General features: G+C 34.5%; 20 protein-coding genes. 4 read left to right on the forward strand and 16 right to left on the reverse strand.

The annotated features are described in order from the left end of the window. Positions 1 to 107 precede the first annotated feature (107 nt). From glnG to glnA, 3 genes are all read right to left on the reverse strand, one after another. Entirely contained in the window at positions 108 to 1,562 is a 1,455-nt protein-coding gene (gene glnG / locus ACGH49_RS00575; RefSeq protein ID WP_065608685.1) for a nitrogen regulation protein NR(I), read from the reverse strand. A gap of 10 nt (positions 1,563 to 1,572) precedes the next feature. Beyond that, a complete protein-coding gene (gene glnL, locus ACGH49_RS00580; RefSeq protein ID WP_065608686.1) occupies positions 1,573 to 2,622 on the reverse strand; it encodes a nitrogen regulation protein NR(II) in 1,050 nt (349 codons plus the stop codon). A gap of 72 nt (positions 2,623 to 2,694) precedes the next feature. Further along, complete coding sequence (glnA, locus tag ACGH49_RS00585) at positions 2,695 to 4,104, reverse strand: glutamate--ammonia ligase (RefSeq protein WP_065608687.1); 1,410 nt, start codon at positions 4,102 to 4,104, stop codon at positions 2,695 to 2,697. A gap of 659 nt (positions 4,105 to 4,763) precedes the next feature. Here glnA and ACGH49_RS00590 point away from each other — a divergent pair. Both ACGH49_RS00590 and folA read left to right on the forward strand, forming a co-directional pair. Then, positions 4,764 to 5,828: an MJ1255/VC2487 family glycosyltransferase gene (locus tag ACGH49_RS00590; protein ID WP_411587845.1), complete on the forward strand. Its 1,065-nt coding sequence runs from the start codon at positions 4,764 to 4,766 to the stop codon at positions 5,826 to 5,828. Between the two features lie 10 nt (positions 5,829 to 5,838). Then, a complete protein-coding gene (gene folA / locus ACGH49_RS00595; protein ID WP_081298123.1) occupies positions 5,839 to 6,342 on the forward strand; it encodes a type 3 dihydrofolate reductase in 504 nt (167 codons plus the stop codon). Between the two features lie 51 nt (positions 6,343 to 6,393). On the opposite strand, the gene relA is transcribed toward folA, so the two are convergent. The 11 genes from relA to trmB form a co-directional block, all read right to left on the reverse strand. Beyond that, positions 6,394 to 8,646 carry a GTP diphosphokinase gene (relA, locus tag ACGH49_RS00600; RefSeq protein WP_411587846.1) on the reverse strand — a complete coding sequence of 751 codons (2,253 nt, stop codon included), beginning with the start codon at positions 8,644 to 8,646 and terminating at the stop codon, positions 6,394 to 6,396. 3 nt (positions 8,647 to 8,649) lie between these two features. Next, positions 8,650 to 9,993: a 23S rRNA (uracil(1939)-C(5))-methyltransferase RlmD gene (gene rlmD, locus ACGH49_RS00605; protein ID WP_411587847.1), complete on the reverse strand. Its 1,344-nt coding sequence runs from the start codon at positions 9,991 to 9,993 to the stop codon at positions 8,650 to 8,652. A 12-nt stretch (positions 9,994 to 10,005) separates the two neighbouring features. Then, positions 10,006 to 10,494 carry a pantetheine-phosphate adenylyltransferase gene (gene coaD / locus ACGH49_RS00610; protein WP_411587848.1) on the reverse strand — a complete coding sequence of 163 codons (489 nt, stop codon included), beginning with the start codon at positions 10,492 to 10,494 and terminating at the stop codon, positions 10,006 to 10,008. 169 nt (positions 10,495 to 10,663) lie between these two features. Continuing rightward, positions 10,664 to 11,662, reverse strand: a complete 999-nt coding sequence (galM, locus tag ACGH49_RS00615) for a galactose-1-epimerase (RefSeq protein ID WP_411587849.1) — start codon at positions 11,660 to 11,662, stop codon at positions 10,664 to 10,666. After that, positions 11,653 to 12,810: a galactokinase gene (galK, locus tag ACGH49_RS00620; protein ID WP_411587851.1), complete on the reverse strand. Its 1,158-nt coding sequence runs from the start codon at positions 12,808 to 12,810 to the stop codon at positions 11,653 to 11,655. Before galK ends, galM begins: the two co-directional genes overlap by 10 nt. Further along, a complete protein-coding gene (galT, locus tag ACGH49_RS00625) occupies positions 12,811 to 13,860 on the reverse strand; it encodes a galactose-1-phosphate uridylyltransferase (RefSeq protein ID WP_411587852.1) in 1,050 nt (349 codons plus the stop codon). Positions 13,861 to 13,904: 44 nt separating this feature from the next. Continuing rightward, positions 13,905 to 14,921 carry a UDP-glucose 4-epimerase GalE gene (galE, locus tag ACGH49_RS00630; protein ID WP_411587854.1) on the reverse strand — a complete coding sequence of 339 codons (1,017 nt, stop codon included), beginning with the start codon at positions 14,919 to 14,921 and terminating at the stop codon, positions 13,905 to 13,907. A 45-nt stretch (positions 14,922 to 14,966) separates the two neighbouring features. Next, the gene (locus ACGH49_RS00635) at positions 14,967 to 16,241 is read right to left on the reverse strand and encodes an MFS transporter (protein WP_411587856.1); all 1,275 of its coding nucleotides are present in this window, start codon (positions 16,239 to 16,241) and stop codon (positions 14,967 to 14,969) included. 547 nt (positions 16,242 to 16,788) lie between these two features. Beyond that, positions 16,789 to 17,952, reverse strand: coding sequence for a histidine-type phosphatase (locus tag ACGH49_RS00640; RefSeq protein ID WP_176701728.1), 1,164 nt, complete (start codon positions 17,950 to 17,952; stop codon positions 16,789 to 16,791). After that, the gene (nfsA, locus tag ACGH49_RS00645; protein ID WP_411587858.1) at positions 17,949 to 18,674 is read right to left on the reverse strand and encodes an oxygen-insensitive NADPH nitroreductase; all 726 of its coding nucleotides are present in this window, start codon (positions 18,672 to 18,674) and stop codon (positions 17,949 to 17,951) included. Before nfsA ends, ACGH49_RS00640 begins: the two co-directional genes overlap by 4 nt. Before the next feature lie 18 nt (positions 18,675 to 18,692). Then, positions 18,693 to 19,397: a tRNA (guanosine(46)-N7)-methyltransferase TrmB gene (gene trmB / locus ACGH49_RS00650; RefSeq protein WP_065608698.1), complete on the reverse strand. Its 705-nt coding sequence runs from the start codon at positions 19,395 to 19,397 to the stop codon at positions 18,693 to 18,695. Positions 19,398 to 19,650: 253 nt separating this feature from the next. Here trmB and ACGH49_RS00655 point away from each other — a divergent pair, with 253 nt between their 5' ends. Beyond that, positions 19,651 to 20,598: a ribose-phosphate pyrophosphokinase gene (locus tag ACGH49_RS00655; RefSeq protein ID WP_034915766.1), complete on the forward strand. Its 948-nt coding sequence runs from the start codon at positions 19,651 to 19,653 to the stop codon at positions 20,596 to 20,598. A 75-nt stretch (positions 20,599 to 20,673) separates the two neighbouring features. Continuing rightward, positions 20,674 to 21,258, forward strand: a complete 585-nt coding sequence (gene pth / locus ACGH49_RS00660; protein ID WP_411587859.1) for an aminoacyl-tRNA hydrolase — start codon at positions 20,674 to 20,676, stop codon at positions 21,256 to 21,258. Between the two features lie 106 nt (positions 21,259 to 21,364). On the opposite strand, the gene ACGH49_RS00665 is transcribed toward pth, so the two are convergent. Both ACGH49_RS00665 and uxuA read right to left on the reverse strand, forming a co-directional pair. Beyond that, on the reverse strand, positions 21,365 to 21,796 hold the full coding sequence (locus tag ACGH49_RS00665; RefSeq protein ID WP_065608700.1) for a DUF3597 domain-containing protein: 432 nt from the start codon (positions 21,794 to 21,796) through the stop codon (positions 21,365 to 21,367). Positions 21,797 to 22,041: 245 nt separating this feature from the next. Beyond that, complete coding sequence (uxuA, locus tag ACGH49_RS00670) at positions 22,042 to 23,223, reverse strand: mannonate dehydratase (protein WP_411587860.1); 1,182 nt, start codon at positions 23,221 to 23,223, stop codon at positions 22,042 to 22,044. Positions 23,224 to 23,242: the final 19 nt, after the last annotated feature.

Here is a 23,242-nt window from a genome sequence, read left to right on the forward strand (position 1 = left end):
TTAAATATTTAAAAATTTAATATGTGATAAAAGGTAGATTAAATAGCACTCAAATGGATGGATTAAAAAGCTATCGATTTGTTCGATAGCATAATTAATATTGGTGATTAGGGGTGTTTAGTGGGATCAAGCGATAAATCTTTAAGTTTTCTAGTTAATGTATTTCGCCCCCAGCCTAACAGATGAGAAGCATCTTGTTTGTGACCTCGAGTAAAATTAAGTGCACTTCTTAGTAAGATTCGTTCAACATCATTTATTGCTTCAGTCAAAATTCCTGTTTTACCATCTACTAATGCTTGCTTTGCCCATTGTTCCAGCAATACCTTCCAATCAACTTCTTGTTGAGAAAAGTGGCTTGTAGGCAATGTAGTTTTTTCATTTGCAACAACTGTTTTAGTTGACGATAATTGCAATAATTCTGGCGGTAAGTCCTGAACTATAACTTCTTTATTTGAAGACATTACCGTAACCCAGCGACAAATATTTTCAAGTTGACGAACATTACCTGGCCAATTAAAGCGATATAAAACATTTAAAGCTTCTGAACTGAACACTTTACTTTCTACCCCCAATTCTTTCGCTGTTGTATGTAAAAAATGTTCTGATAGTTTTGGTATATCTTCAATTCGATCGCGTAGTGGTGGTAATAAGATACGAATTACATTTAGACGATGAAAAAGATCTTCTCTAAATTTACCCTCATGAACCCTAGCTTGTAAATCTTGATGAGTAGCTGCAATAATACGGACATCTACTTTGACGGGAGAATAACCGCCAATACGATAAAATTCCCCATCGGCAAGCACCCTTAATAATCTAGTTTGAACATCAAGTGGCATATCACCAATTTCATCGAGGAATAATGTACCACCATTCGCTTGTTCAAACCTCCCGTGCCTAATTTGAGCCGCTCCAGTAAACGCCCCTTTTTCATGTCCAAAAAGTTCTGACTCAATAAGATCTTTAGGGATGGCTGCCATATTTAGTGCAATAAAAGGGGATTGTGAGCGAGGGCTATGGATATGTAATGCTTTTGCAACTAATTCTTTCCCCGTTCCTGATTCACCATTAATCAATACACTAATTGATGATTTGGAAAGCCTACCAATAATACGAAAAACTTCCTGCATTGAAGGTGCTTCACCAATAATGCCGGTCGATGCTTTACTTGTTGTATTATTATTGGTTTTATTACTTTGAGTTTGTGAAATCGCACGTTCAACCAATTGAATAACTTCGTCCACATCAAAAGGTTTAGGAATATAATCATAAGCACCTTTTTGATAGGCATTTACTGCTGCATCTAGATCGGAATGAGCAGTCATAATAATAACTGGCAAATTCGGCATTTGCTCTTTAATATGATGAAGCAATGTCAAACCATCAAGTCCTGGCATTTTGATATCAGAAATTAGTACAGCTGGTTTTTGTACATATGTATTTAATGCATCAATAACTTGCTGACCACTATCAAAACTAACACAGTTAAAATGAGCATTAGTTAATGCTTTTTCTAATACCCATCGAATAGAGCTATCATCATCGACAATCCACACATTCATTTTATTTACCTCACTGCCTAATTGGCAAATAGACAGAAAATTGAGTATGCCCAGGCCAACTATTAAATTCAATTTTACCATGGTGTTGATCAACAATATTATTTGCAATCGAAAGACCAATACCTGTGCCCCCTTCACGACCGCTCACCATAGGATAAAACAAAGTATCTTGTATATGAACAGGCACACCCGGTCCAGTATCTTCAATATCAATACGAGCACACAAACGATAGCGCTGTCCATGTAAAGTAATCTGAAAAGCAGTTCTTGTCCTGATAATAATTGTGCCAGTATTGGATCCGATAGCCTGTAAAGCATTGCGAACAATATTTAAAATTACCTGCTCTATTTGTTCTGAGTCATGAATAAAATCAGGTAGGCTTGGGTCATAATCACGTAGAATCTCAATATTGATTGGTTTTTCCAAACACATTAAAGCACAGATACGTTCTATTGCTTGATGAATACTTTGTTCTTTTTGTTGCAATCGTTGTTGTGGACCTAATAATCTATCTACCAAATTTCGCAGTCTATCTGCTTGTTCAATAATAATTTTTGTATAATCTTGCAATTCATTTTTAGGTAATTCACGTGATAATAATTGAGCGGCACCTCGAAGTCCACCTAGTGGATTTTTAATTTCATGAGCAAGTCCACGTACTAATTCACGAGCAGCACTTTGTTGCGCTTGTTGTAATTGTTCTTGACTAAGACGTTTATGGTTATTTAACGGTACCATTTCAATTAAAATTCTTCCATTGCTTAATAATTGAGCTGTTAACGTTAAAACATGTAATTCATTATTAATAACTAAATTGACTTCATTATCTGTAAAACCTTGATTTTGCTTTAATGCACTAAGCATTAAATCAACATCTAAAGAAAAATATTCCAATAATTCAATAAGATAACTTCCAAATAATTTTTTAGAACTTTGTGCTAATAATTGCTGAGCAGCAATATTGACATAAAGAATATTGAGTTTGGTATCAAGTAATAAAATACTTGTAATCATTGAATTGAGAACAAGATTAGCATCAGATTCATTATCAAATGTCATCGTTGGTTTTCCGTCCTGATTAGAAACCACCGCAAATTAACGGTGGTTTGATAGGTTAAATTACTATACAGCTTATAGGCTATAGTACATTTCAAACTCAACTGGGTGTGGTGTCATACGTACACGATCAACGTCTTGACGTTTTAAATCAATGTATGCATCAATAGTATCGTTAGTAAATACGTTACCACGTGTTAAAAATTCACGATCTGCATCTAATGCATTAAGTGCTTCTTCAAGTGAACCCGCAACTTGAGGAATTAATTTAGACTCTTCTGGTGGTAAGTCATATAAGTTTTTATCCATTGCATCACCAGGGTGAATTTTATTGATAATACCATCTAAACCAGCCATTAACTGCGCAGCAAAAGATAAGTATGGATTACCTGCTGGATCTGGGAAGCGAACTTCAATACGGCGAGCTTTAGGACTAGCTACTACTGGGATACGTATTGACGCAGAACGGTTACGAGCCGAGTAAGCAAGCATAACTGGTGCTTCATATCCCGGGACAAGACGTTTATAAGAGTTAGTTGCAGGATTTGTAAATGCATTAATTGCTTTCGCATGTTTAATAATACCGCCAATATAGAATAATGCCATTTCAGAAAGACCCGCATATTTATCACCAGCAAATAAATTTACGCCATCTTTTGCCAATGATTGGTGACAGTGCATACCAGAACCATTATCACCAAATATTGGTTTTGGCATAAATGTCGCCGTTTTACCATATGCATGTGCTACATTTTGTACAACATATTTATAAATTTGTACTTCATCAGCTTTTTTAGTTAACGTATTAAAACGACAGGCAATTTCATTTTGACCTGCTGTTGCAACTTCATGGTGGTGAGCTTCAACCACTAAGCCAAGTTGCTCCATAATTAAGCACATTTGAGAACGGATATCTTGTGATGAATCAACCGGAGGAAGTGGGAAATAACCACCTTTTATACTTGGACGATGACCTTTATTGCCTTCTTCATATTTAGTACCTGAGTTCCAAGCCGCTTCAATATCATCAATATGTACAAAGCTACCTGACATTGGCGAACCAAAACGAATATCATCAAATAAGAAAAATTCTGGTTCAGGACCGAAAATAACAGTATCAGCAATACCTGATGATTTTAGGAATTCTTCGGCACGTTTAGCAATTGAACGCGGGTCACGATCATACCCTTGTAACGTCGCAGGTTCTAAGACATCACAGCGGAGATTTAATGTCACATCTTCAAAAAAAGGATCGATAACAGCACTTGATGCATCTGGCATTAATACCATATCTGATTCATTAATACCTTTCCAACCTGCAATTGATGAACCGTCAAACATCTTACCATCTTCAAAAAAATCAGCATCAATTTGACTAACAGGAATTGTGACGTGTTGCTCCTTACCTTTTGTATCAGTAAAACGTAAATCAACAAACTTAACATCATTTTCTTTAATTAGTGTTAAAACTTTTTGTGTAGACATGTATCTTCTCCATTGAGGACAAATAATAATTGTTCAGTTTTTAAGGCATTATTACCAAATTGCTATAATGAATGCAAATTTAATGCCAAATTTTTAACGGTGCATTTATGAAGCAAGTGCTATAGATAGTAACATGGAACTTAGTTTTGCACCATAATGGTTAAAATAAGTGCCAATTTGATGCACAAAAAAATCATAATGATTTTAGCGTTATTTTGACTTTAGGAAAACGCTAGATTGTTTACACTTCTATAATTAAAATAATATTCTAAAATTTCATAACGCGTTTTGACGAAAATTACTTCATGCGTTTAACTGTATAATAAATATTAATAAATCATTTATTTTTTCTCTATCTCTTTAATTTTTGAATATTTGCGAGTAATGCCACATCTCCAATAAAGTTCATATTACTCTTTCTGTTTTTCCATTCGTTTGTGGGCATGCAAATTTTGTTAATATTTGATTTATACGATTGTTATCACACGTTTTAGTAAAATGCTAAAGCCGTAGTTTTATTTTATGTAAATTTATTACAGTCATCACTCAAATTAATGTAAATAAATCATTTACTTTCAGTGATATAGAAAATAATCTACATAATGATAAGTTGTTCTGCTATTATATTTGCATTACTTAAATTGACGAATCATAAAGATATGAAAATTCTCTTTGGTGTTCAAGGAACAGGAAATGGCCATGTCAGTCGTTGTCGAACATTAGCTAAAGCACTAAAAAAAGCCGGTGCTGATGTTGATTATATTTTTAGTGGGCGTGATCCTAAAGACTATTTTGATATGCAAGCTTTTGGTGATTATAAGACCTATCGTGGCGTTACCTTTGCCACACTCAATGGTAAAATTAACTTTCATAAAACCGTACAACGAATTCGTGCATTTCGACTTATTAAAGATGTACGTGAACTCGATTTATCAAAGTATGATTGTATTATTAGTGATTTTGAGCCAGTCAGTGCTTGGGCAGCACATCATCAGCAACGTGACTGTTTAGGTATAAGCAATCAGGCTGTATGCCAATATCTTAAACCTAAAGAATATGGATTAGTCGCCAATGTGATTATGAAATATTATGCACCTGTTACTAAACCTATTGGTTTACATTGGTTTCATTTTGGGCATAAGCTATTGCCACCGATGATTGATTCTTTTCATGTCACACACACAGAAGATGGTTGTATTGTGGTTTATTTGCCGTTTGAAGGCATAGATGAAATCATTGATATGTTGAAACAATTTCGAGATCATCAATTTATCTGTTTTCACCCGGATATAAAGCAAGAATCGCAACGAGGTAATATTAATTTTCAACCACTTAGTCGTGATAATTTTACACAAACTTTAGTCAATTGCTCTGGTATTATTTCAAATACGGGCTTTGCACTGATATCTGAAGCATTAATGCTTGGTAAAAAAATTCTTACTAAGCCTGTTTCAGGTCAATTTGAACAAATTTATAATGCTCAATGTTTGCGATCTCTTGATATGGCAACAGTTATGGAAAATTTAAACTGTATCAAGCTTAAGTATTGGCTAAATTTACCTTCGCCAAAACCAATAATTTACCCAGATGTCGCTACAGAGTTGTCTAACTGGATTGTTGCAGGACAAAAGGAGTCGTTACTTTCTTTAAGTAAACGGCTTTGGAGTCAAACTATCTTTCCTGAAAATGTCAATCAAAGAATAAAGTCTTTAGGGTATGTGTAAAGGAACCAATATGATATTAAGTATTATTGTAGCCATGGCTGATAATCGTGTTATCGGCTTAAATAATAAAATGCCTTGGCATTTACCGGCAGATTTGGCGTGGTTTAAAAAAAACACCCTTAATAAACCTGTTATTATGGGAAGAAAAACATTTGAGTCTATTGGTTATCCATTACCAGCTCGTCATAATATTATTATTTCAAAACAAGCACCAAGTGAATCTAATTTAATTCAAAATGTAAGTTGGATTCAATCAATTGAAGCAGCCATATTGTTAGCTCAAAAACAGAATATTGATGAAGCATTTATTATTGGTGGCGGTAATATTTATAAGCAAACATTACCTTTAGCAGATCGACTTTATTTGACGCATATAGATGCGGAACTACCGGGCGATACCCATTTTCCAGATTATTCTCCTGAGCAATGGCAAGTTATTTATCAAGAAAGGCATCAACAGGATGATAAAAATGGCTATTCATATCGATTTGAAATCTTAGAAAGAAAGCTATAAATATTGAACTAATTGCCACTAAAAGGGGGCAATTTAACATATTAATTAACATTAAAAACGTTTAGCTTCAATAATATCAGGTAGTTGTTTTATTTTATTGAGCACTCGATTTAATGAAGCCTGATCAAAAATTTCTATATCTACGTCAATGGTTGCTAATTGTTGCTTTATATCAGAGCGGCTCATTAAACTAATTACATTAACCTTTTCATTAGCCAAAATTGTAGTGACATCTCGCAATAATCCACTTCGATCGTTGGCTGTAATTTGTACAATCATTGTGTAGCTTGAGTGGGTATTGTTATTCCAAACAGCTTGAGTAATCCGTTCGGGAGCATGGTTCTTAAGTTCTTGCAATTGTTCACAATCAGCTCTATGAATCGAGATACCACGTCCTTGAGTTACAAACCCGCCAATTAGATCTCCAGGTATAGGGCGGCAGCAGTTTGCAATGGTATACATTAAGTTACCCACCCCCTCAATAATAATTTCACTGCCTTTTTTGTTGCCGAACTTATTGGTATTTTTAGCTTGAGCGATCGTTTTTTGAGCAATCTGTTTTAATGCTGCTTCATCTTCTTCTTCAGCTGTTAGTTTGTTAAATTGTGTATTGATGAAGTTGACTAATTGGTTAATTCTTACATCACCACTTCCAATACCTGCTAGTACCTCATCAAATGAATGAGCGTTATATTTATTAATTAAGATTTTTTCGATGCTTTTTAAATTAATGTTTAAAGGTTCAAGTTCGCTTTGTAAAATTTGCTCACCTGTGACAATATTTTTATCGCGATCTTGCTTTTTAAACCAAGCTTGAATTTTAGCTCTGGCGCGACTACTGTTAACAAATCCTGTGTTCGGATTTAGCCAATCACGGCTAGGATTTGGCTGTTTTTGGGTAATGACTTCAACTTGATCGCCCATTTTTAAATTATAAGTAAATGGTACAATTCGCCCGCCTACTTTGGCTCCAATACAGCGGTGACCCACATCGCTGTGTATATGATAAGCAAAATCAAGCGAAGTTGATCCCGCTGGCAAGTCAACAACATCGCCTTTAGGCGTAAAAACATAAACGCGGTCATCAAAAATTTGGCTACGAACAGCTTCTTGTATTTCGCCACTTTCCGACATTTCTTGTTGCCATGTTAATAATTTACGCAACCAAGAAATTCGTTGATCATAAGCTGTCATTTTGTCGGTACTGCCTTCTTTATATTTCCAATGTGCAGCAATACCTAATTCAGCTTCATTGTGCATTTGTTTAGTACGAATTTGAATTTCGATTGCTTTATCTTGTGGAGCATAAACAACAGTATGGATCGATTGATAACCATTTGGTTTGGGATTTGCTACATAATCATCAAATTCTTTTGCGATATGTTTATAATGGCTGTGGACAATACCTAATGCATTATAACAATCTTCAATACGATCGCAGATAATACGCACAGCACGAATGTCATATAAATCTTCGAATTGAAGGTGTTTACACTCCATTTTTCGCCATATACTATAAATATGTTTAGGACGACCGTAAACTTCAGCACGAATATGATCTTGATTCATCAAATTTTGTAAATGGCTAACAAATTGTTTGATGTACAATTCACGATCTAATCGTTTTTCTTGCAGTTTTTTGGCAATTAATCGATATTCATCTGGATATAAATAGCGGAAGCAGAAATCTTCTAGCTCCCATTTTAATTGACCTATGCCTAAACGGTTGGCTAAAGGCGCATAGATGTTAAAACATTCTTTAGCTACAAGTATTTGTTCTTCTTGAGGTGCATTAATTAAGTTACGTAAGTAGGTAATGCGTTCTGCCAATTTAATCACTACACTTCTGAAGTCATTTACCATAGCTAGTAGCATTCGGCGAATGCTATCAATTTGTTCAGAAGTAGCACTACCGTTACGAATCGCTCGTAATTGGCGAATTTCTTTCATTCTAACAATGCTAGAAATAATATGAGAAATTTCACGATCAAAATCTTCTGGAATATCTTCTCGGCGAATAATTTTGCTATCAACAAAAGGAAGCAATAAAGCGGCACATAAACTATTAATATCCATATTAAGTGTGGATAGAATTTCGACCATTTCTATCGCATTTTGGAAACAGAAAATTTGCTCTGATGCACCTGCACTGTTTTCAAAACAAAAATCCCAAACTTCTCTAAACTTCTTATAAGATGCAGGATTAGTTAATAACAATTCTTGTTTTACCCATTGTTCTACATCAAATTGAGCCAGACAATAGTGTTCCTCACTATGTTGGTGTGCTCCTCTAATCGATACCATAACTTATGTCCCTGATTTTATTAACAACAACATTGATTCAATGTGTTTGGTTTGCGGAAACATATCTAAAATAGCAACTTGAGCAATTTGATATCCTGCATCGATAAGTTGTTTACTATCTCGTGCTAGCGTAGCAGGATTACACGATATATAAACAATTTTTGAAGGGGCTAATTTTGCGATTTCAATTGTTGCATTAAACGCTCCTGCTCTTGCTGGATCTAATAATACTTTATTATAATTATATTGTGATTGACTCCATATCGAAAATTGTTGAGTATCGTCTAAGTTGCTAGTTAAAAAATTGGTTTCCGCACAAATCTCAGTATTATTTAATATAGTGTTAAATTTTGCTTTTTCAACTAGAGCATCAACACCTTCAACTCCCGTTACAGTTTTACTTAATTTTGCTATAGGTAACGAAAAATTGCCCATTCCGCAAAACAGATCTAAAACCCGATCTGTTGGTTGTAAAGTTAGCCAGTTAAGCGCCTGTTCGATCATCTTTTGATTAATTTTACAATTTACCTGAATAAAATCTAGAGGGCTGAAAGTTAATTTTAAATGATTAATTAAATAAAAATGCTCAGTATTACCGGCAATATGTATTAAATCGTCGCCGTGAAAATAAAGTGAAATATTGTTATTTTCGGCGAATTCTTTTAATAGGTTAACATTATGATTGCTTAGAGGCATAGTGTGCCTTAAAACAAGAATAATACCGCTATCGACCGAAATTAGTTCAACGTGACCCAGTGCTTTTTTCTGTTTTATGTTATTGAGCATGCTTTGTAATGGCGCTAGCAATGAATCTAATTCGTCAACTAATATCGGACAATGTTTGATATTGATTATTTGATTGGATTCTGCTTGGCGGAACCCAATTGCTAATTGGCCTTTAACGATATTAATTGAAAGTCTTGCACGTCGACGATAATGGTAAGATTGATCGGCAATAATTTGCGGTGAATTTTTAACGATATTTGTTAAAGGTTGTCCTGTTTCTTTTTGTAATAGATTTATCAACGCATCATATTTTGCTTGTTGTTGCATCTGTGGTGCAATATGTTGTAGCTCACAACCTCCACATTGTTGATAATATTCACATAGAGGTTTAACGCGGTATTTGCTTTGATTATGATATCTAATGACTTTAGCTTTAGCGTAATTTTTCTTATTTTCAGTTAACTCAATATCAACGGTTTCATCAGGCAAGGCTGATTTTACAAAAATTGTTTTACCTTTATGATTGGTCACGCCTTGCCCAAAAGCATCTAAAGATGAGATAGTTACTGTCAATTTTTGTAGTGTGAACTTTTTTCTTTGTGGAGTATAAAAATTAACCATAGACGTTTTTATTTATGTTAAGCGCTTTAATAAAGCTGTTTTGACATGCAGTGGTACTAAATTTGTTATATCACCGCCATGGTAGGCAACATCTTTTACTATTGTCGATGAAATAAATCCCATTGCAATTGATGGCATTAAAAAAATAGTGTCTAAATCAGATTTTAATGCACAATTCATTTCGGCAATTTGCCTTTCGTATTCAAAATCATGTGTTGTACGAACGCCTCGAACGATAACTGTGGCATTATGGGTTTGTGCAAAATTAGCCATTAAATTGTCAAAGCCAATAACTTCTACATTGAGTAAATGTTCAACTGCTGTTGACGCTAAATTTACGCGTTCTTCTAGAGTAAAGAGTGTTTTTTTATTAGGATTTTCGGCAATAGCGACAATTAATCGAGGAAACAGTAATGAAGCTCGTGTAACAAGATCAATATGACCATTAGTAATGGGGTCAAAAGTACCCGGGAAAATAGCAGTTAAACTTTTGCTTTTCATATTTAATATTATCCATTAGGTATGATAACTGTATCATACCTAATTTTATTTAGGATTGTTAGTTTAACCGTGCAAAATTCTTTTGCTCAATTTACTGGATTTCTAGTAATGTAAATATGAAGAAACTAGATGTTATTAATATACGGACATAATTAAGATAAATAACTTATTAATTTATAAAAAATTGGTAAGCAGTGTGATGTTCATATATTTGTTCTGGTTGTAAAAAGCAGCTTGGTTGTGGCCAGTTAGGATGATTAGGGCTGTCTGGTAAAAATTGGCTTTCTAATGCTATGCCAGCAAAATTTCCATATTCACTATTATGCCGGTTTGGTGTATGTTGTAAAAAGTTACCTGTATAAATCTGTAATGACGGTTTGGTTGTAGTAACATTCATTGTTACTTTCTTATCAGATGAAATGAGCTGAGCGGCTATCACTTTGGTTTTATCTAATAAATAAGCATGATCATAACCACCAGTTATTTGCCTTTCTGCGCTTTCAAGTAGTTTTTCCGATAAAAGTTTTGGTTGACGTAAATCCATATCGTGCATGGCAACACTAACTAAATCCTTATTAGGGATACCATTGGCATTAACTGGCAAATAACAGTTAGCATTTACTTTTAATCTGTGATTAAGTACATCTTTGCTTATTTCGCCATCTAGATTAAAGTAAGCATGATTAGTCAAATTTACTGGCGTAGTTTTTGTAGTAGTTGCATTAAACAATATAATTACTTGATTGTCATCGGTTAGTTTATACGTTACTGTTACATTCAGCTCACCAGGAAAACCTTGATCACCATCAAGTGAAATTAGATGGAAGGTCACTTGCTGATCGGAGCAAGATTGAATTAACCATAATTTTTTATCGAAGCCTAATTTTCCGCCGTGTAACTGATTTACACCTTGATTCGCAGTGAGATAATATTGTTTATTGTCAATATTAATAGTAGCATTGGCAATACGATTAGCATATCGGCCTATTGTAGCACCTAAATAGGCATCCTGTTGTTGGTATTGTTCAAGTGAGCGACAGCCGAGTAGCACTTCACGATTCTGTCCATTAACGGGCAATTCACAGGAGAGCCATGTAGCTCCCCAGTTTGAAAGTTTTATTCGCATTCCTTGTTTATTGCACAGTTCAATAATTTGCGCTATAGGCATATCGCGTGTGCTCCTTCACTTGGTTTACAGACATAAAAATCTTCTTTAATACCGAATTTTTTAGCATAACTATCGCTAACAACGGTTTTAACAGCATCAACTTTATCTTTTGGTACTATTGCCACAACACAACCACCAAAGCCACCGCCTGTCATGCGAACACCGCCTTGTTCACCAATTACACCGTGAATTATTTCAACTAGATAATCAATAGCGGGGACTGTAATTTCAAAATCATCACGCATTGAATTGTGACTCTGTGCCATGAGTTTTGATAATAATTTATAATCACCATCTGTAAGAGCTTGTGCTGCTTTTAGTGTGCGCTCATTTTCAGTGATTACATGATGAGCTCGTTTAAAGACAATTGGATCGAGCGTGTTTTCAATATGTTGTAATTCAGTTAAGGACGCGTCTCTTAAGGCTTTTACCCCAAGAGCTTGAGCTGCTGCTTCACACTGTTTACGTCGAGTATTATATTCACTATCAACTAATCCTCGTTTGATATTTGAATTGATGATAACCACAGCAAAATCTTTAGGAATTGACACTGGTTTAACTTCTAATGAACGACAGTCAATTAATAATGCATGTTGGCTTTGTCCAAGGGCAGATATTAGTTGATCCATGATGCCACAATTGCAACCAACAAATTGGTTTTCGGCCTCTTGACCAATTAGGGCTAACTTGGTGCCATCTAAAGCCAAGTTATAAAGAACTTGGAACATTTTAGCTACGGCAACCTCTAAAGATGCTGATGAACTTAGTCCTACTCCTTGAGGAACGTTTCCTCTAATAGCAAAATCGACGCCATGGATATTATTTGCATATTTTTTTAAGTGTTTTACCATCCCACGTATGTAGTTAGCCCACATATAATCCGGATGTTTTTCAATAGGAGAATCTAAAGAAAATTCATCTTGTTGATTATCATAATCAATCGCAATAACTCGAACAAGATTATCTGAACGTTTGTGACAACTTATTATCGTTTGATAATCGATAGCACAAGGTAAAACAAAACCATCATTATAATCGGTATGCTCGCCAATTAAATTTACACGACCGGGGGCTTGTATCAGTGTATCGGGTTTATAATCAAATTTAGATTCAAATGATTGTGTAGTTGCTTTGATTAATGCGTTCATCTATTTATCCTTTTTGTCTTTATAATGCACATCACTAACGTTACGTAACCTTTCAGCTGCTTGCTCTGGGGTTAAATCACGTTGTACTTCGGCTAACATTTCGTAACCTACCATAAATTTTTTTACTGTGGCGGAACGTAATAAAGGGGGATAAAAATGTGCATGTACTTGCCAATAATCATTTTTATCTTGCATAAATGGCGCACCGTGCCAGCCCATAGAGTATGGGAAAGAGCAATGAAATAAATTATCGTAGCGACTCGTTAATTTTTTGAGCGCAATAGCTAAATCACTTTGTTGTTCGTCATTTAATTCGGTTAATTGTGGAATGTGAATTTTTGGTAATAATAATGTTTCAAATGGCCATATTGCCCAAAAAGGAACAACGGCAAGCCAATACTTAGTTTCTACAACGATTCTCTCACGATTAATAAGTTCCTTTTCAGCATAATCAACCAATAAATTGCGATGATATTTTTCAAAGTAATTAAGCATATTTAGATCTTCGCGCGCAATTTCATTCGGTAAAAAGCTATTTGCCCAAACTTGTCCATGTAGATGAGGGTTAGAGCACCCCATTGCTGATCCTTTGTTTTCAAACACTTGTACCCAAGGATAGTTTTCGCCCAACTCTTGCTGCTGTTCTATCCAAGTTTTAATTACTCCTTCAATTGCAGGTAAATCAAGTTCAGGTAATGTTTTACTGTGATCGGGTGAAAAACAGATAACTCGACTAGTACCTTTTGCGCTTTGCATTTGGAATAAAGGATCGGCGTTTTTTGGTGATTCTGGAGTATTTTCCATTAATGCTGCAAAATCATTAGTAAAAACAAATGTTCCCTTATATTGGGGGTTGATATCTCCTGTTACCCGTTTATTTCCTGGGCACAAAAAGCAAGTTGGATCATAACTTGCTTTTTGTTCTTCGTTTAATACTTCTTGTTGTCCTTGCCATGGGCGTTTTGCCCTATGTGGTGAAACAAGTACCCATTGATTGGTCAATGGGTTGTAACGACGATGAGGATGGTCAACTGGGTTAAAAATATCCATTTTTGCCTCTTCTGTTAATTTTGTATATTTTATAAAATGTATTATTAATCAGGATAGCCTTGAGGGTTATTTGATTGCCAATTCCATGAATCTTTTACCATGTCATCAAGCGTGAGTTTGGTTTTCCAACCTAATATTTGCTCAGCTTTATTAGCATCAGCCCAGAATGCTGGTAAATCACCTGCTCGTCTCGGGGCAAAGTGCCAATTAAGAGGTTTTCCTGATGCTTTTTCAAAAGCTTTAATAACTTGTAATACGCTATAACCAACACCTGAGCCTAAATTGTAAATATGCACACCAGCTTTGTTTTGATCGGTTTTGAGTGCAGCGATATGCCCATCCGCCAAATCAACAACATGTATAAAATCACGAACGCAAGTTCCATCTACTGTTGGATAATCATTACCAAAAACAGCTAATGACTCTCTTTTGCCTACAGCAACTTGGGTAATATAAGGCATAAGATTATTAGGAACACCAAGTGGGTCTTCGCCCATTAATCCACTTGGATGGGCTCCAACAGGATTAAAATAACGTAGTAAAGTTAGTGACCAATCGGGCTCAGCAACGGCTAAGTCCATAATACATTGCTCAACCATTAATTTACTTTTTCCATACGGACTGGTAGGTAAACCTTGTGGTAATGTTTCAACATAAGGAACAGGGGCTAATTCGCCATAGACAGTGGCCGACGAACTAAATACTAACTGTTTAACACCTGCAGCTCGCATTGCTTTCATCAGTACGATACTGCCGTAGACATTGTTTTCATAATATTCTAGCGGTTTGTGAACTGATTCACCGACTGCTTTTAAACCAGCAAAATGGATCACCGCTTTAATGTCATGCTCTGAAAAAATCTTAGTTAATAGTTTTTCATCGCATACATCGCCTTGATAAAAAATGACGGATTGCCCAGTAATTTTTTGTATTCTATCTAGTACTGATGCTTTACTGTTAAACAAATTATCAATAATAATTGGTGTGTAGCCAAATTTAATTAGTTGAACACATGTGTGACTTCCTATATATCCACAACCACCAGTTACTAATATTTTCATAATAAAACCTTCATCTAGTTCAATAATAGTTACAATGAGTGTCTGCTAATCTTCAGACCCTTTACTGTTGTTATGTTTCCACAGATCCCATGGCCCACTCCCTGATAATGTAAAGGATGAAATAAGCGTAAAACTCAATGCGATTAAGCCAAGGATTAAATATGCTCCTTCAAAACCTATTTTAACATACATTAACCCTGCAAAAGTGGACATAAACATGATAGATAATTGTTTTGCAAAACAAAATGCAATTAAGTAAACAGTTGCTGATAAGTGAATAGAGAAGTGTTTAGTAATATATTTAAATGCACCGACAAGTAATAAAGGTGCTTCGAACATATGTAGCGTTTTTAATATCACCACTTCAACTGCTGTACTGGCAAATGCTGAACCTGTAATACGAATAGACATGATAGCACCAGCAATAAGTAATGTATTTTTACTGCCTATTTTCATTACAATCAGAGGAGCAAAAAACATCACAGTGGCATTTAAAAATTCACCAAGTGTTGTTACATAACCAAAAGCTTCACGACCCACTTGTTCGTTAACAAAAAATGATGTAAAAAAGTTTGCAAACTGTTGATCAAATACATCATAAGTACAAGCAACCCCAACTATGTAAAGCATGAAGAACCATGTTTTACGCATACTAAGTAAATCAAGGGCAAGTTTTAGATTGAATGGTTTTGGTTTATTTAATCCCATCTGCTCAACGACTTCAGTCGTCGTGGTTCTTGCAGGATCGGCGATTTTAACTAAAACTAAAAGAATCAATGCAAATCCAGAACATAACCAAAAAACGGCATTGACATCTTTAGAAATCATAATTCCAACAAACGAAGCACATATAGCCCAACCAAAACAGCCAAACATGCGACATCGACCAAATTCAAAACCACTACGTCGACTTATTTTTTCGACAAGTGCTTCAATAGCTGGTGCCCCCCCACTAAATACCATACCAAGATAAAATCCACCAACAATTGCGCCCAAGGTGACATTTAATTTAAGTAATGGCCCTAAAACGAAGATAAAAAATGGACCAAATAGTACAAGAAGAAGTGTGATAACCCAAAGAAGATGTTTTTTTAATCCTAGTTTATCAGAAATTAACCCAAACAAGGGTTGAAAAAAAAGTGCAAATAGTGAAATAAATGAAAAAACGTACCCAGTATTTGCCTCATCAAGTCCGTTCATTTTTAGCCAAACGGGGAAAAAAGGGCAGTATGCTCCCATAATAAAAAAGTACAGAAAGAAGTAGAGACTGAATATCCAATAATTCTTATTACTTAGTGATGACTTTATTTTTTGATTCATAATGAACTTCCTTTGTTAGGTCTTAAATGATCGCTCAATCATTTAAAAAACTTCTGTATGTATATGAACAGGTAAGTTATTTGTTGAGGCGATAATAGCACTAAAATAATTTTGAAAAAGTGATCTAGATAACATTTTATGAAATCGATTACATTTGATGTTAAATTAATTTTTGTTAAAAAGTTTCAGGCAGATATACGTTTCAGTATAAATTTTGTGTTTTATGATGAATAAAAGTACTGATTAATAATCAGTTATTTATTAATAATAAAGTTCAAAAGCAATTACTTGAGATAAAAATAGAATTAAATAAAGAAAATGCAATTAAAAATTGAAATCGATTACATATAACTATTTGTGCTTTATTTAGCCTATTGTAATTGACTATGATTTAAGTAAGCTAAACAATTAACATTTATACTGAAACGTATGTCTACCTGAAACTTTTTTACAAGGAACTTTTTATTAATTAGAATTAGCTTAACTTTTTATTATTAACTTGTTTAATCTCAGTTAGATAGGAAAAATTAGATAATCTAATGATTAATTAACTAGTTTTAATTGATTTTATTCGTTCCTCAAAATCTGACCAATAATAATAACCATCATTATTAACAGAAGCATTTTCCAAATGAAGTTGATAATGTTGTGGTAAATTATTGTCATCAAGTGCTAGCCCGTTATGGAGTTGTTCAAAACTTTGATAAATATATTCGGCTTTAAAAAAGTATTCGCCTGTAGATAGGTGACGAAAACGCTGTAAAGCTACTTTTCCACCAATTGGGGTTATTTCAAATTGATTTGGTAGTTGGTAGTCTTTAAAGTCTAATGCACCCAGTAATGAAGCGATGGTACTATCGTGACCAACAAGTAAATTGACTTTACTATCTCTTAGCATAAGATCGTTTATCATGTTGATAATAAGTGCAGCTGAGTGTTTGGCAAGCGTCTTAGAATGGCAAACTAAATTTATATATTGATTACGAATTGCGCTAATTTGTTGCCACTGCTCTTGGCTAGTCAGTCTACCCCATGCAATTTGTTCTTTTGGAAAGGCTGAATAGTATTGCAATAAGAATGCATCAACAGCTGAAATACCTATCGCAAGTGGTCCGAGGAGTGCTGGTTCTTCATGTTTTTTAAAATAAAGTTCGGATGGAATATCGGCTAAATCGCATTTATATTCAGCATATAATTTTGAATGCTTATAATCCAAAATATCGGAAAGGGTTTCATAAGCTGGTGCTAGGCTTTTAAAAATATTAGCTGCTTTGTCAGCTTCTTCAATATCACGCAATACCGCATTTTTAAACTCAGTTGAATCGTCTTGCAAGCTAGGATCGAAAATCGGATCCATTTTTTCAATGGCATATTTATGATGAATAGGAATATCATACCCAGCAAAGGCACCAGCTGTCATAAATTGAGCGGTCGCGACAGTTCTTTGCAGACTATTAGAATACACGAATAATTCAGTATCATGTTTTGATAATTTTATATTGTGTTTTTCAAGCCAAGTCGATAAATAGCTGCCAAAATAAACTTCTAATATTCCACCACGAGTGGTCAAATAACCATATGGATGATCCCATTTAGGCCATTTAAAGGGAGTAACTTTTTCTAAAAACTGCAAAGTATTTTGCAATGGCGTACGAATACCATGACGGCTAAGTATAACGACTTTATCTAATTGGTAATGGTTATTTTTCATTTTGTGATCCATCCTTGTTTATGTAAATAATCTAAAATAAAATCACGTTGTTCATTATTTATTGTATTTGCAATTTTATCACTCCAACCACCGGTTTTTTGATTAGTACTACGGTTTTGATAGTAATCACCTATTTGGGTATCATATTTTGCTAAAGTTGCATGATCAAGTGGTTGATATTGGTTTTCAAAAAAGAGAAGCTCTTTAGGTAACCTCGGTTTTATTTCTGGATTATGATCGGGGTAACCAAGGCAAAGCCCAAAAAGAGGAAGAACATATTTTGGTAACTCAAGTAATTGGGTTACTTTATCAAGATCATTTCGCAGTCCACCAATATACACAGCACCAAGTCCTAAGGATTCAGCCGCTATTACTGCATTTTGAGCCATAATTGCTGTATCAACACAGCCCAATAATAACTGCTCTGCTTTGCCAAGATTAAGTGTTGGATCTATTTGAAAATGACGATTAAAATCGGCGCAAAATACCCAAAATTCAGGGGGTTGGTTAATATATTTTTGATCACTAGCATAATGAGCTAGTTTTTCGCGTTTTTTAGGATCTGTAATACGAATAATTGTCGAACATTGAATAAAGTTAGAACTAGAAGCCGACTGTGCTGATCGAACTATAGACGTTATTTGTTCTTGAGTTAAACTAGTTGTTTTATAAGCACGAATAGAGCGGTGTCGACAAAGTAGATCGATAGTTTGATTTTGCATAGTGGCTCCTTAGCATAATTATTTGTTTACAAATTGAAGATCCCAAACGCCATGACCTAAATTTTGACCTCGTTTTTCAAATTTAGTAATTGGTCTATCATCAGGTCTCGGAATATAGTCATCGCTTGGTGATAAATTTTCAAAACCTTCAGCTTGGGTTAAAACCTCTAACATATGTTCTGCATAATGTTGCCAATCGGTAGCTAGGTGCAAAATTCCACCTAATTTTAATTTTTGTCGAATTAACTGTACAAATTGGGGTTGAATAATGCGGCGCTTGTTATGTCTTGCTTTATGCCAAGGATCAGGGAAAAAAATTTGTACTTTGTCTAATGTATGATTAGGGATCATATTTTCTAATACTTCAACAGCATCGTGACACATCACTTTTAAGTTTGATAATTGATTTTCTTCAATTGCCATCAAACAAGCACCAACACCGGGTTTGTGTACTTCTATTCCTAAAAAATTCTTATTAGGTGCATTTTTAGCCATTTCAATTAACGAAGCACCCATACCAAATCCAATTTCAAGAACAGTCGGTTTATTAGAGTCAAAAACCATTGGTGAATTTACATCATATTCAATACCAAATACCGGCCATAAACTTATTAATGCCTGTTCTTGACCTTTTGTTAAACGACCTTGCCGCAAAACAAAACTACGAATGGTTCTTTTAGATTTGATATTTTCGTTATCTGAGTTTAATTGTTCGTTCATCACGTTATCTACTTTTGTTGTGGAATTTATTAAAGCCAAAGAATGGCTTGTTAGTTAGTTTACTCGATTTTGAGTTCACAGCAAAAGCATCTTATGGCCAAATTGTTTTATTTAATGATTTATAAAAATATATCAAATATTTTCAATATATTTTTATATTGTAGTTGAGCATAATCGATAAATGATTATATAATTATAGCCCCAAATTAACCGATTACGAATAAAGTAATCATGAATACATGCTTGAGGATTTCTCGTGCCTGATATGAAGCTTTTTGCTGGTAATGCCACACCTGAACTAGCAAAGCGTATAGCTAATCGTCTTTATACTTCTCTTGGTGACATTGTGGTAAGCCGTTTTAGTGATGGTGAAGTTAATGTCCAAATCAATGAAAATGTCCGTGGTGAAGATGTTTTTATTATTCAATCAACTTGTGCTCCTACCAATGACAATTTAATGGAATTATTAGTTATGATCGATGCAATGCGCCGAGCATCTGCTGGTCGTATTACTGCTGTTATTCCTTATTTTGGTTATGCAAGGCAAGATCGTCGAGTTCGTTCGGCTCGTGTACCTATCACTGCTAAAGTTGTTGCTGATTTTCTATCAACTGTTGGTGTCGATAGGGTATTAACCGTTGATCTTCATGCCGAACAAATTCAAGGCTTCTTTGATGTGCCTGTTGATAATGTATTTGGTAGCCCTGTTATTTTAGAAGATATGCTACAACGTGAGTTTGATCGCCCAATTGTTGTTTCCCCTGATATTGGCGGAGTGGTGCGTGCTCGTGCGATAGCTAAACTACTTAATGATACTGATATGGCAATTATTGATAAACGTCGTCAACGTGCCAATGAAGCAGAAGTGATGAATATTATTGGCGATGTTGCTGATAGAGATTGTATCTTAGTTGATGATATGATTGATACTGCAGGAACACTTTGTAAAGCAGCTGATGCTTTAAAAGCGCGAGGTGCCAAAAGAGTATTTGCTTATGCTACCCACCCGATATTTTCAGGTAAAGCAGTAAGTAACATTAAAAACTGTGCTATTGATGAAATTGTTGTTTGTGACACAATTCCATTAACGGCTGAAGTAAAAGCATTGAAAAATGTTCGCCAATTAACATTATCAGGTATGCTTGCTGAAGCAATTCGTCGAATTAGTAACGAAGAATCAATTTCAGCAATGTTCCATCAATAACCTATTTTATCATTGGTATAATGCCCCTTTTTTGGGGCATTTTTATCGATAAAATCTAGTGACAATAAAAATATTATGACAAAGATAAAACTGATTGTAGGACTCGCCAATCCCGGAAATGAATATGCAACAACAAGGCACAATGCAGGTGCGTGGTTTGTTGAGCAATTGGCTGAACGTTATAATAAATCATTAAAAAATGAACAAAAATTTTTTGGTTACACATCACGAATCAACATTTCAGGTCATGATGTACGTTTATTAGTTCCAACTACTTTCATGAATTTAAGTGGTAAAGCTGTTCAAGCTATGGCGACATTTTACCAAATAAAGCCAGAAGAGATCTTAGTTGCACATGATGAACTCGACTTAAATCCCGGAATAGCTAAACTTAAGTTTGGTGGTAGTCATGGTGGGCATAATGGGCTAAAAGATATTGCTAGTAACTTGGGAAATAATTTAAATTTTTATCGGTTAAGAATTGGTATTGGACATCCTGGCGATAAAAATAAAGTTGTTGGTTATGTTCTAAATAAGCCATCTAAACCTGAACAGGAATTAATTGATAAAGCTATTGACGAATCTTTGCGTTGTACAGATATCTTATTGTCTGATGGGATAGACGTTGCTATGAACAAGTTACATGCTTTTAAAGCTTAGTTAAATTATTGAATGTTTCAATAACGTAAAAATCAATAAATATCCACTTTAATAAAAAAAATCCACCTAAAATATTAGGCGGATTTAATTGTCTTAATATTCTCTTTTAAGAGAAAAGATGGGTTACATTACCACCTTTTTCAGCAATTTTTTTCATTACTTCTTTAATTAACCATGTATTCATTGCTGTGGTATCATCAGTATTGCCTGGATAATTCAGTTCTTTCGCTAGATTTTTTCGTGCATCTAAACTGCTATCTATACCTAATAATTTCAATAGATCAACGATAGATGTTTTCCAATTAAGCGTTTCAGGATGCTTTTTAGCTAAATTATCGAGAATAGAGGAAACATCAACATTAGTTGCGGATGCGCTTTGCTCTACTTTATCTTGGACTTTCTCTGAACCACTCGATACTGTATTTTTAACAGATGCGGTGATATTTTCAACTTTATCCTTCACAGCATCAACTGCATTATCTACTGTTGCTTGAGCACTTGGAAATACTTTGGAAAAAATGTTATTTAAAATGTTCATATTACATCTCCTTTAAATTTAAACTGCTTTAAAAAAACTGCTTAACGATATAGATGTAGAAAAGATCACATTCAATATAGCGCTTAGAAGAATGTAATGTCAAAATTATTACACATTAATAGCATTTTCTGTATTACGATAAACTGTTTATCAATATATTAAAAAATTATTTTATATCAAAAAAATGCCCTTAAAAGGGCATTAGAATTTTGACTAATTAATTATAATTGATTAATTTATTTCAATTAGTTAAAAAAAGTTCGAAAAATAGCATACTCAACACCACGAATTTCGGCTAAACCTCGTAAGCGACCTATAGCGGAATAACCTGGATTTGTCTTTTTCTTCAGATCGTCCAACATTTGATGTCCATGATCTGGACGAACAGGGATTGAGCGTTTGATTCCTGCTTTTTTACGTCTCTGTTCTTCTGTAATGAGCGCCTTTATCACGGCATACATGTCAACATCACCAGCTAAATGATCGCCTTCATGAAAAGATAATGGATTTTCTTCTCGAACTGTTGCCCGTAAGTGAATGAAATGAACACGATCAGCAAATTTTTCAGCCATTGTTGCCAAATCATTATCGTTACGAACGCCATAAGATCCTGTACAGAAACAAAAGCCATTATGAATACTGTCAACTGTATCTTTAATCCATTGCATATCTTCGATAGTTGAAACTATACGAGGTAAACCCAAGATAGGTCGAGGAGGATCATCAGGATGTACTGTTAATACCACACCAACTTCTTCTGCAACAGGTACAATAGCTTTTAAAAAATAGGCATAATTTTCACGTAATTTGTTTTTATCAATACCATCATAGGTTGCAAGGTGTGCCCTAAATTGATCAAGAGAATAACCTTCTTCTGCACCAGGTAAGCCAGCGATAATGTTAGCGATAAGCTTATCTTTGTCTGATTGTGTCATTTTTTCAAAATAAGATTTAGCTGAAGCTATATCCTCTTTTGAGTAATCTTTTTCTGCATTGGGTCTTTGTAATATAAAGATATCAAATGCTGCAAACGCTGTTTGGTCAAAACGTAATGCTTTTGAACCATCAGGCAACTCATAAGCTAGATCAGTACGAGTCCAATCTAAAACTGGCATAAAATTGTAACAAACAGTATCAATGCCACAAGCTGCTAAATTTCTAATAGACTGTTTGTAATTTTCAATATGCTGCAAAACGTTTCCTGTATGGTTTTTTATTTCTTCATGGACAGGAATACTTTCTACAACAGACCATGTTAATCCTTTTTCTTCAATAATATTTTTTCGTTTTTGAATTTCTTCAATAGTCCAAACTTCTCCATTGGGAATATGGTGTAAAGCTGTAACAATTCCAGTTGCTCCAGCTTGTTTAATATCATCTAATGATACTGGGTCATTTGGTCCAAACCAACGCATCGTTTGTTCCATATAAATTTCCTTCACGATT

The organism is Gilliamella sp. BG7, from assembly GCF_046635565.1.
Lineage (GTDB): Bacteria > Pseudomonadota > Gammaproteobacteria > Enterobacterales > Orbaceae > Gilliamella > Gilliamella apicola_P.

Coding starts and splice junctions, on each gene's coding strand:
- glnG (WP_065608685.1), bottom strand. CDS start 1,562: ATGAATGTGTGGATTGTCGATGATGATAGCTCTATTCGATGGGTATTA.
- glnL (WP_065608686.1), bottom strand. CDS start 2,622: ATGACATTTGATAATGAATCTGATGCTAATCTTGTTCTCAATTCAATG.
- glnA (WP_065608687.1), bottom strand. CDS start 4,104: ATGTCTACACAAAAAGTTTTAACACTAATTAAAGAAAATGATGTTAAG.
- ACGH49_RS00590 (WP_411587845.1), top strand. CDS start 4,764: ATGAAAATTCTCTTTGGTGTTCAAGGAACAGGAAATGGCCATGTCAGT.
- folA (WP_081298123.1), top strand. CDS start 5,839: ATGATATTAAGTATTATTGTAGCCATGGCTGATAATCGTGTTATCGGC.
- relA (WP_411587846.1), bottom strand. CDS start 8,646: ATGGTATCGATTAGAGGAGCACACCAACATAGTGAGGAACACTATTGT.
- rlmD (WP_411587847.1), bottom strand. CDS start 9,993: ATGGTTAATTTTTATACTCCACAAAGAAAAAAGTTCACACTACAAAAA.
- coaD (WP_411587848.1), bottom strand. CDS start 10,494: ATGAAAAGCAAAAGTTTAACTGCTATTTTCCCGGGTACTTTTGACCCC.
- galM (WP_411587849.1), bottom strand. CDS start 11,662: ATGCCTATAGCGCAAATTATTGAACTGTGCAATAAACAAGGAATGCGA.
- galK (WP_411587851.1), bottom strand. CDS start 12,810: ATGAACGCATTAATCAAAGCAACTACACAATCATTTGAATCTAAATTT.
- galT (WP_411587852.1), bottom strand. CDS start 13,860: ATGGATATTTTTAACCCAGTTGACCATCCTCATCGTCGTTACAACCCA.
- galE (WP_411587854.1), bottom strand. CDS start 14,921: ATGAAAATATTAGTAACTGGTGGTTGTGGATATATAGGAAGTCACACA.
- ACGH49_RS00635 (WP_411587856.1), bottom strand. CDS start 16,241: ATGAATCAAAAAATAAAGTCATCACTAAGTAATAAGAATTATTGGATA.
- ACGH49_RS00640 (WP_176701728.1), bottom strand. CDS start 17,952: ATGAAAAATAACCATTACCAATTAGATAAAGTCGTTATACTTAGCCGT.
- nfsA (WP_411587858.1), bottom strand. CDS start 18,674: ATGCAAAATCAAACTATCGATCTACTTTGTCGACACCGCTCTATTCGT.
- pth (WP_411587859.1), top strand. CDS start 20,674: ATGACAAAGATAAAACTGATTGTAGGACTCGCCAATCCCGGAAATGAA.
- ACGH49_RS00665 (WP_065608700.1), bottom strand. CDS start 21,796: ATGAACATTTTAAATAACATTTTTTCCAAAGTATTTCCAAGTGCTCAA.
- uxuA (WP_411587860.1), bottom strand. CDS start 23,223: ATGGAACAAACGATGCGTTGGTTTGGACCAAATGACCCAGTATCATTA.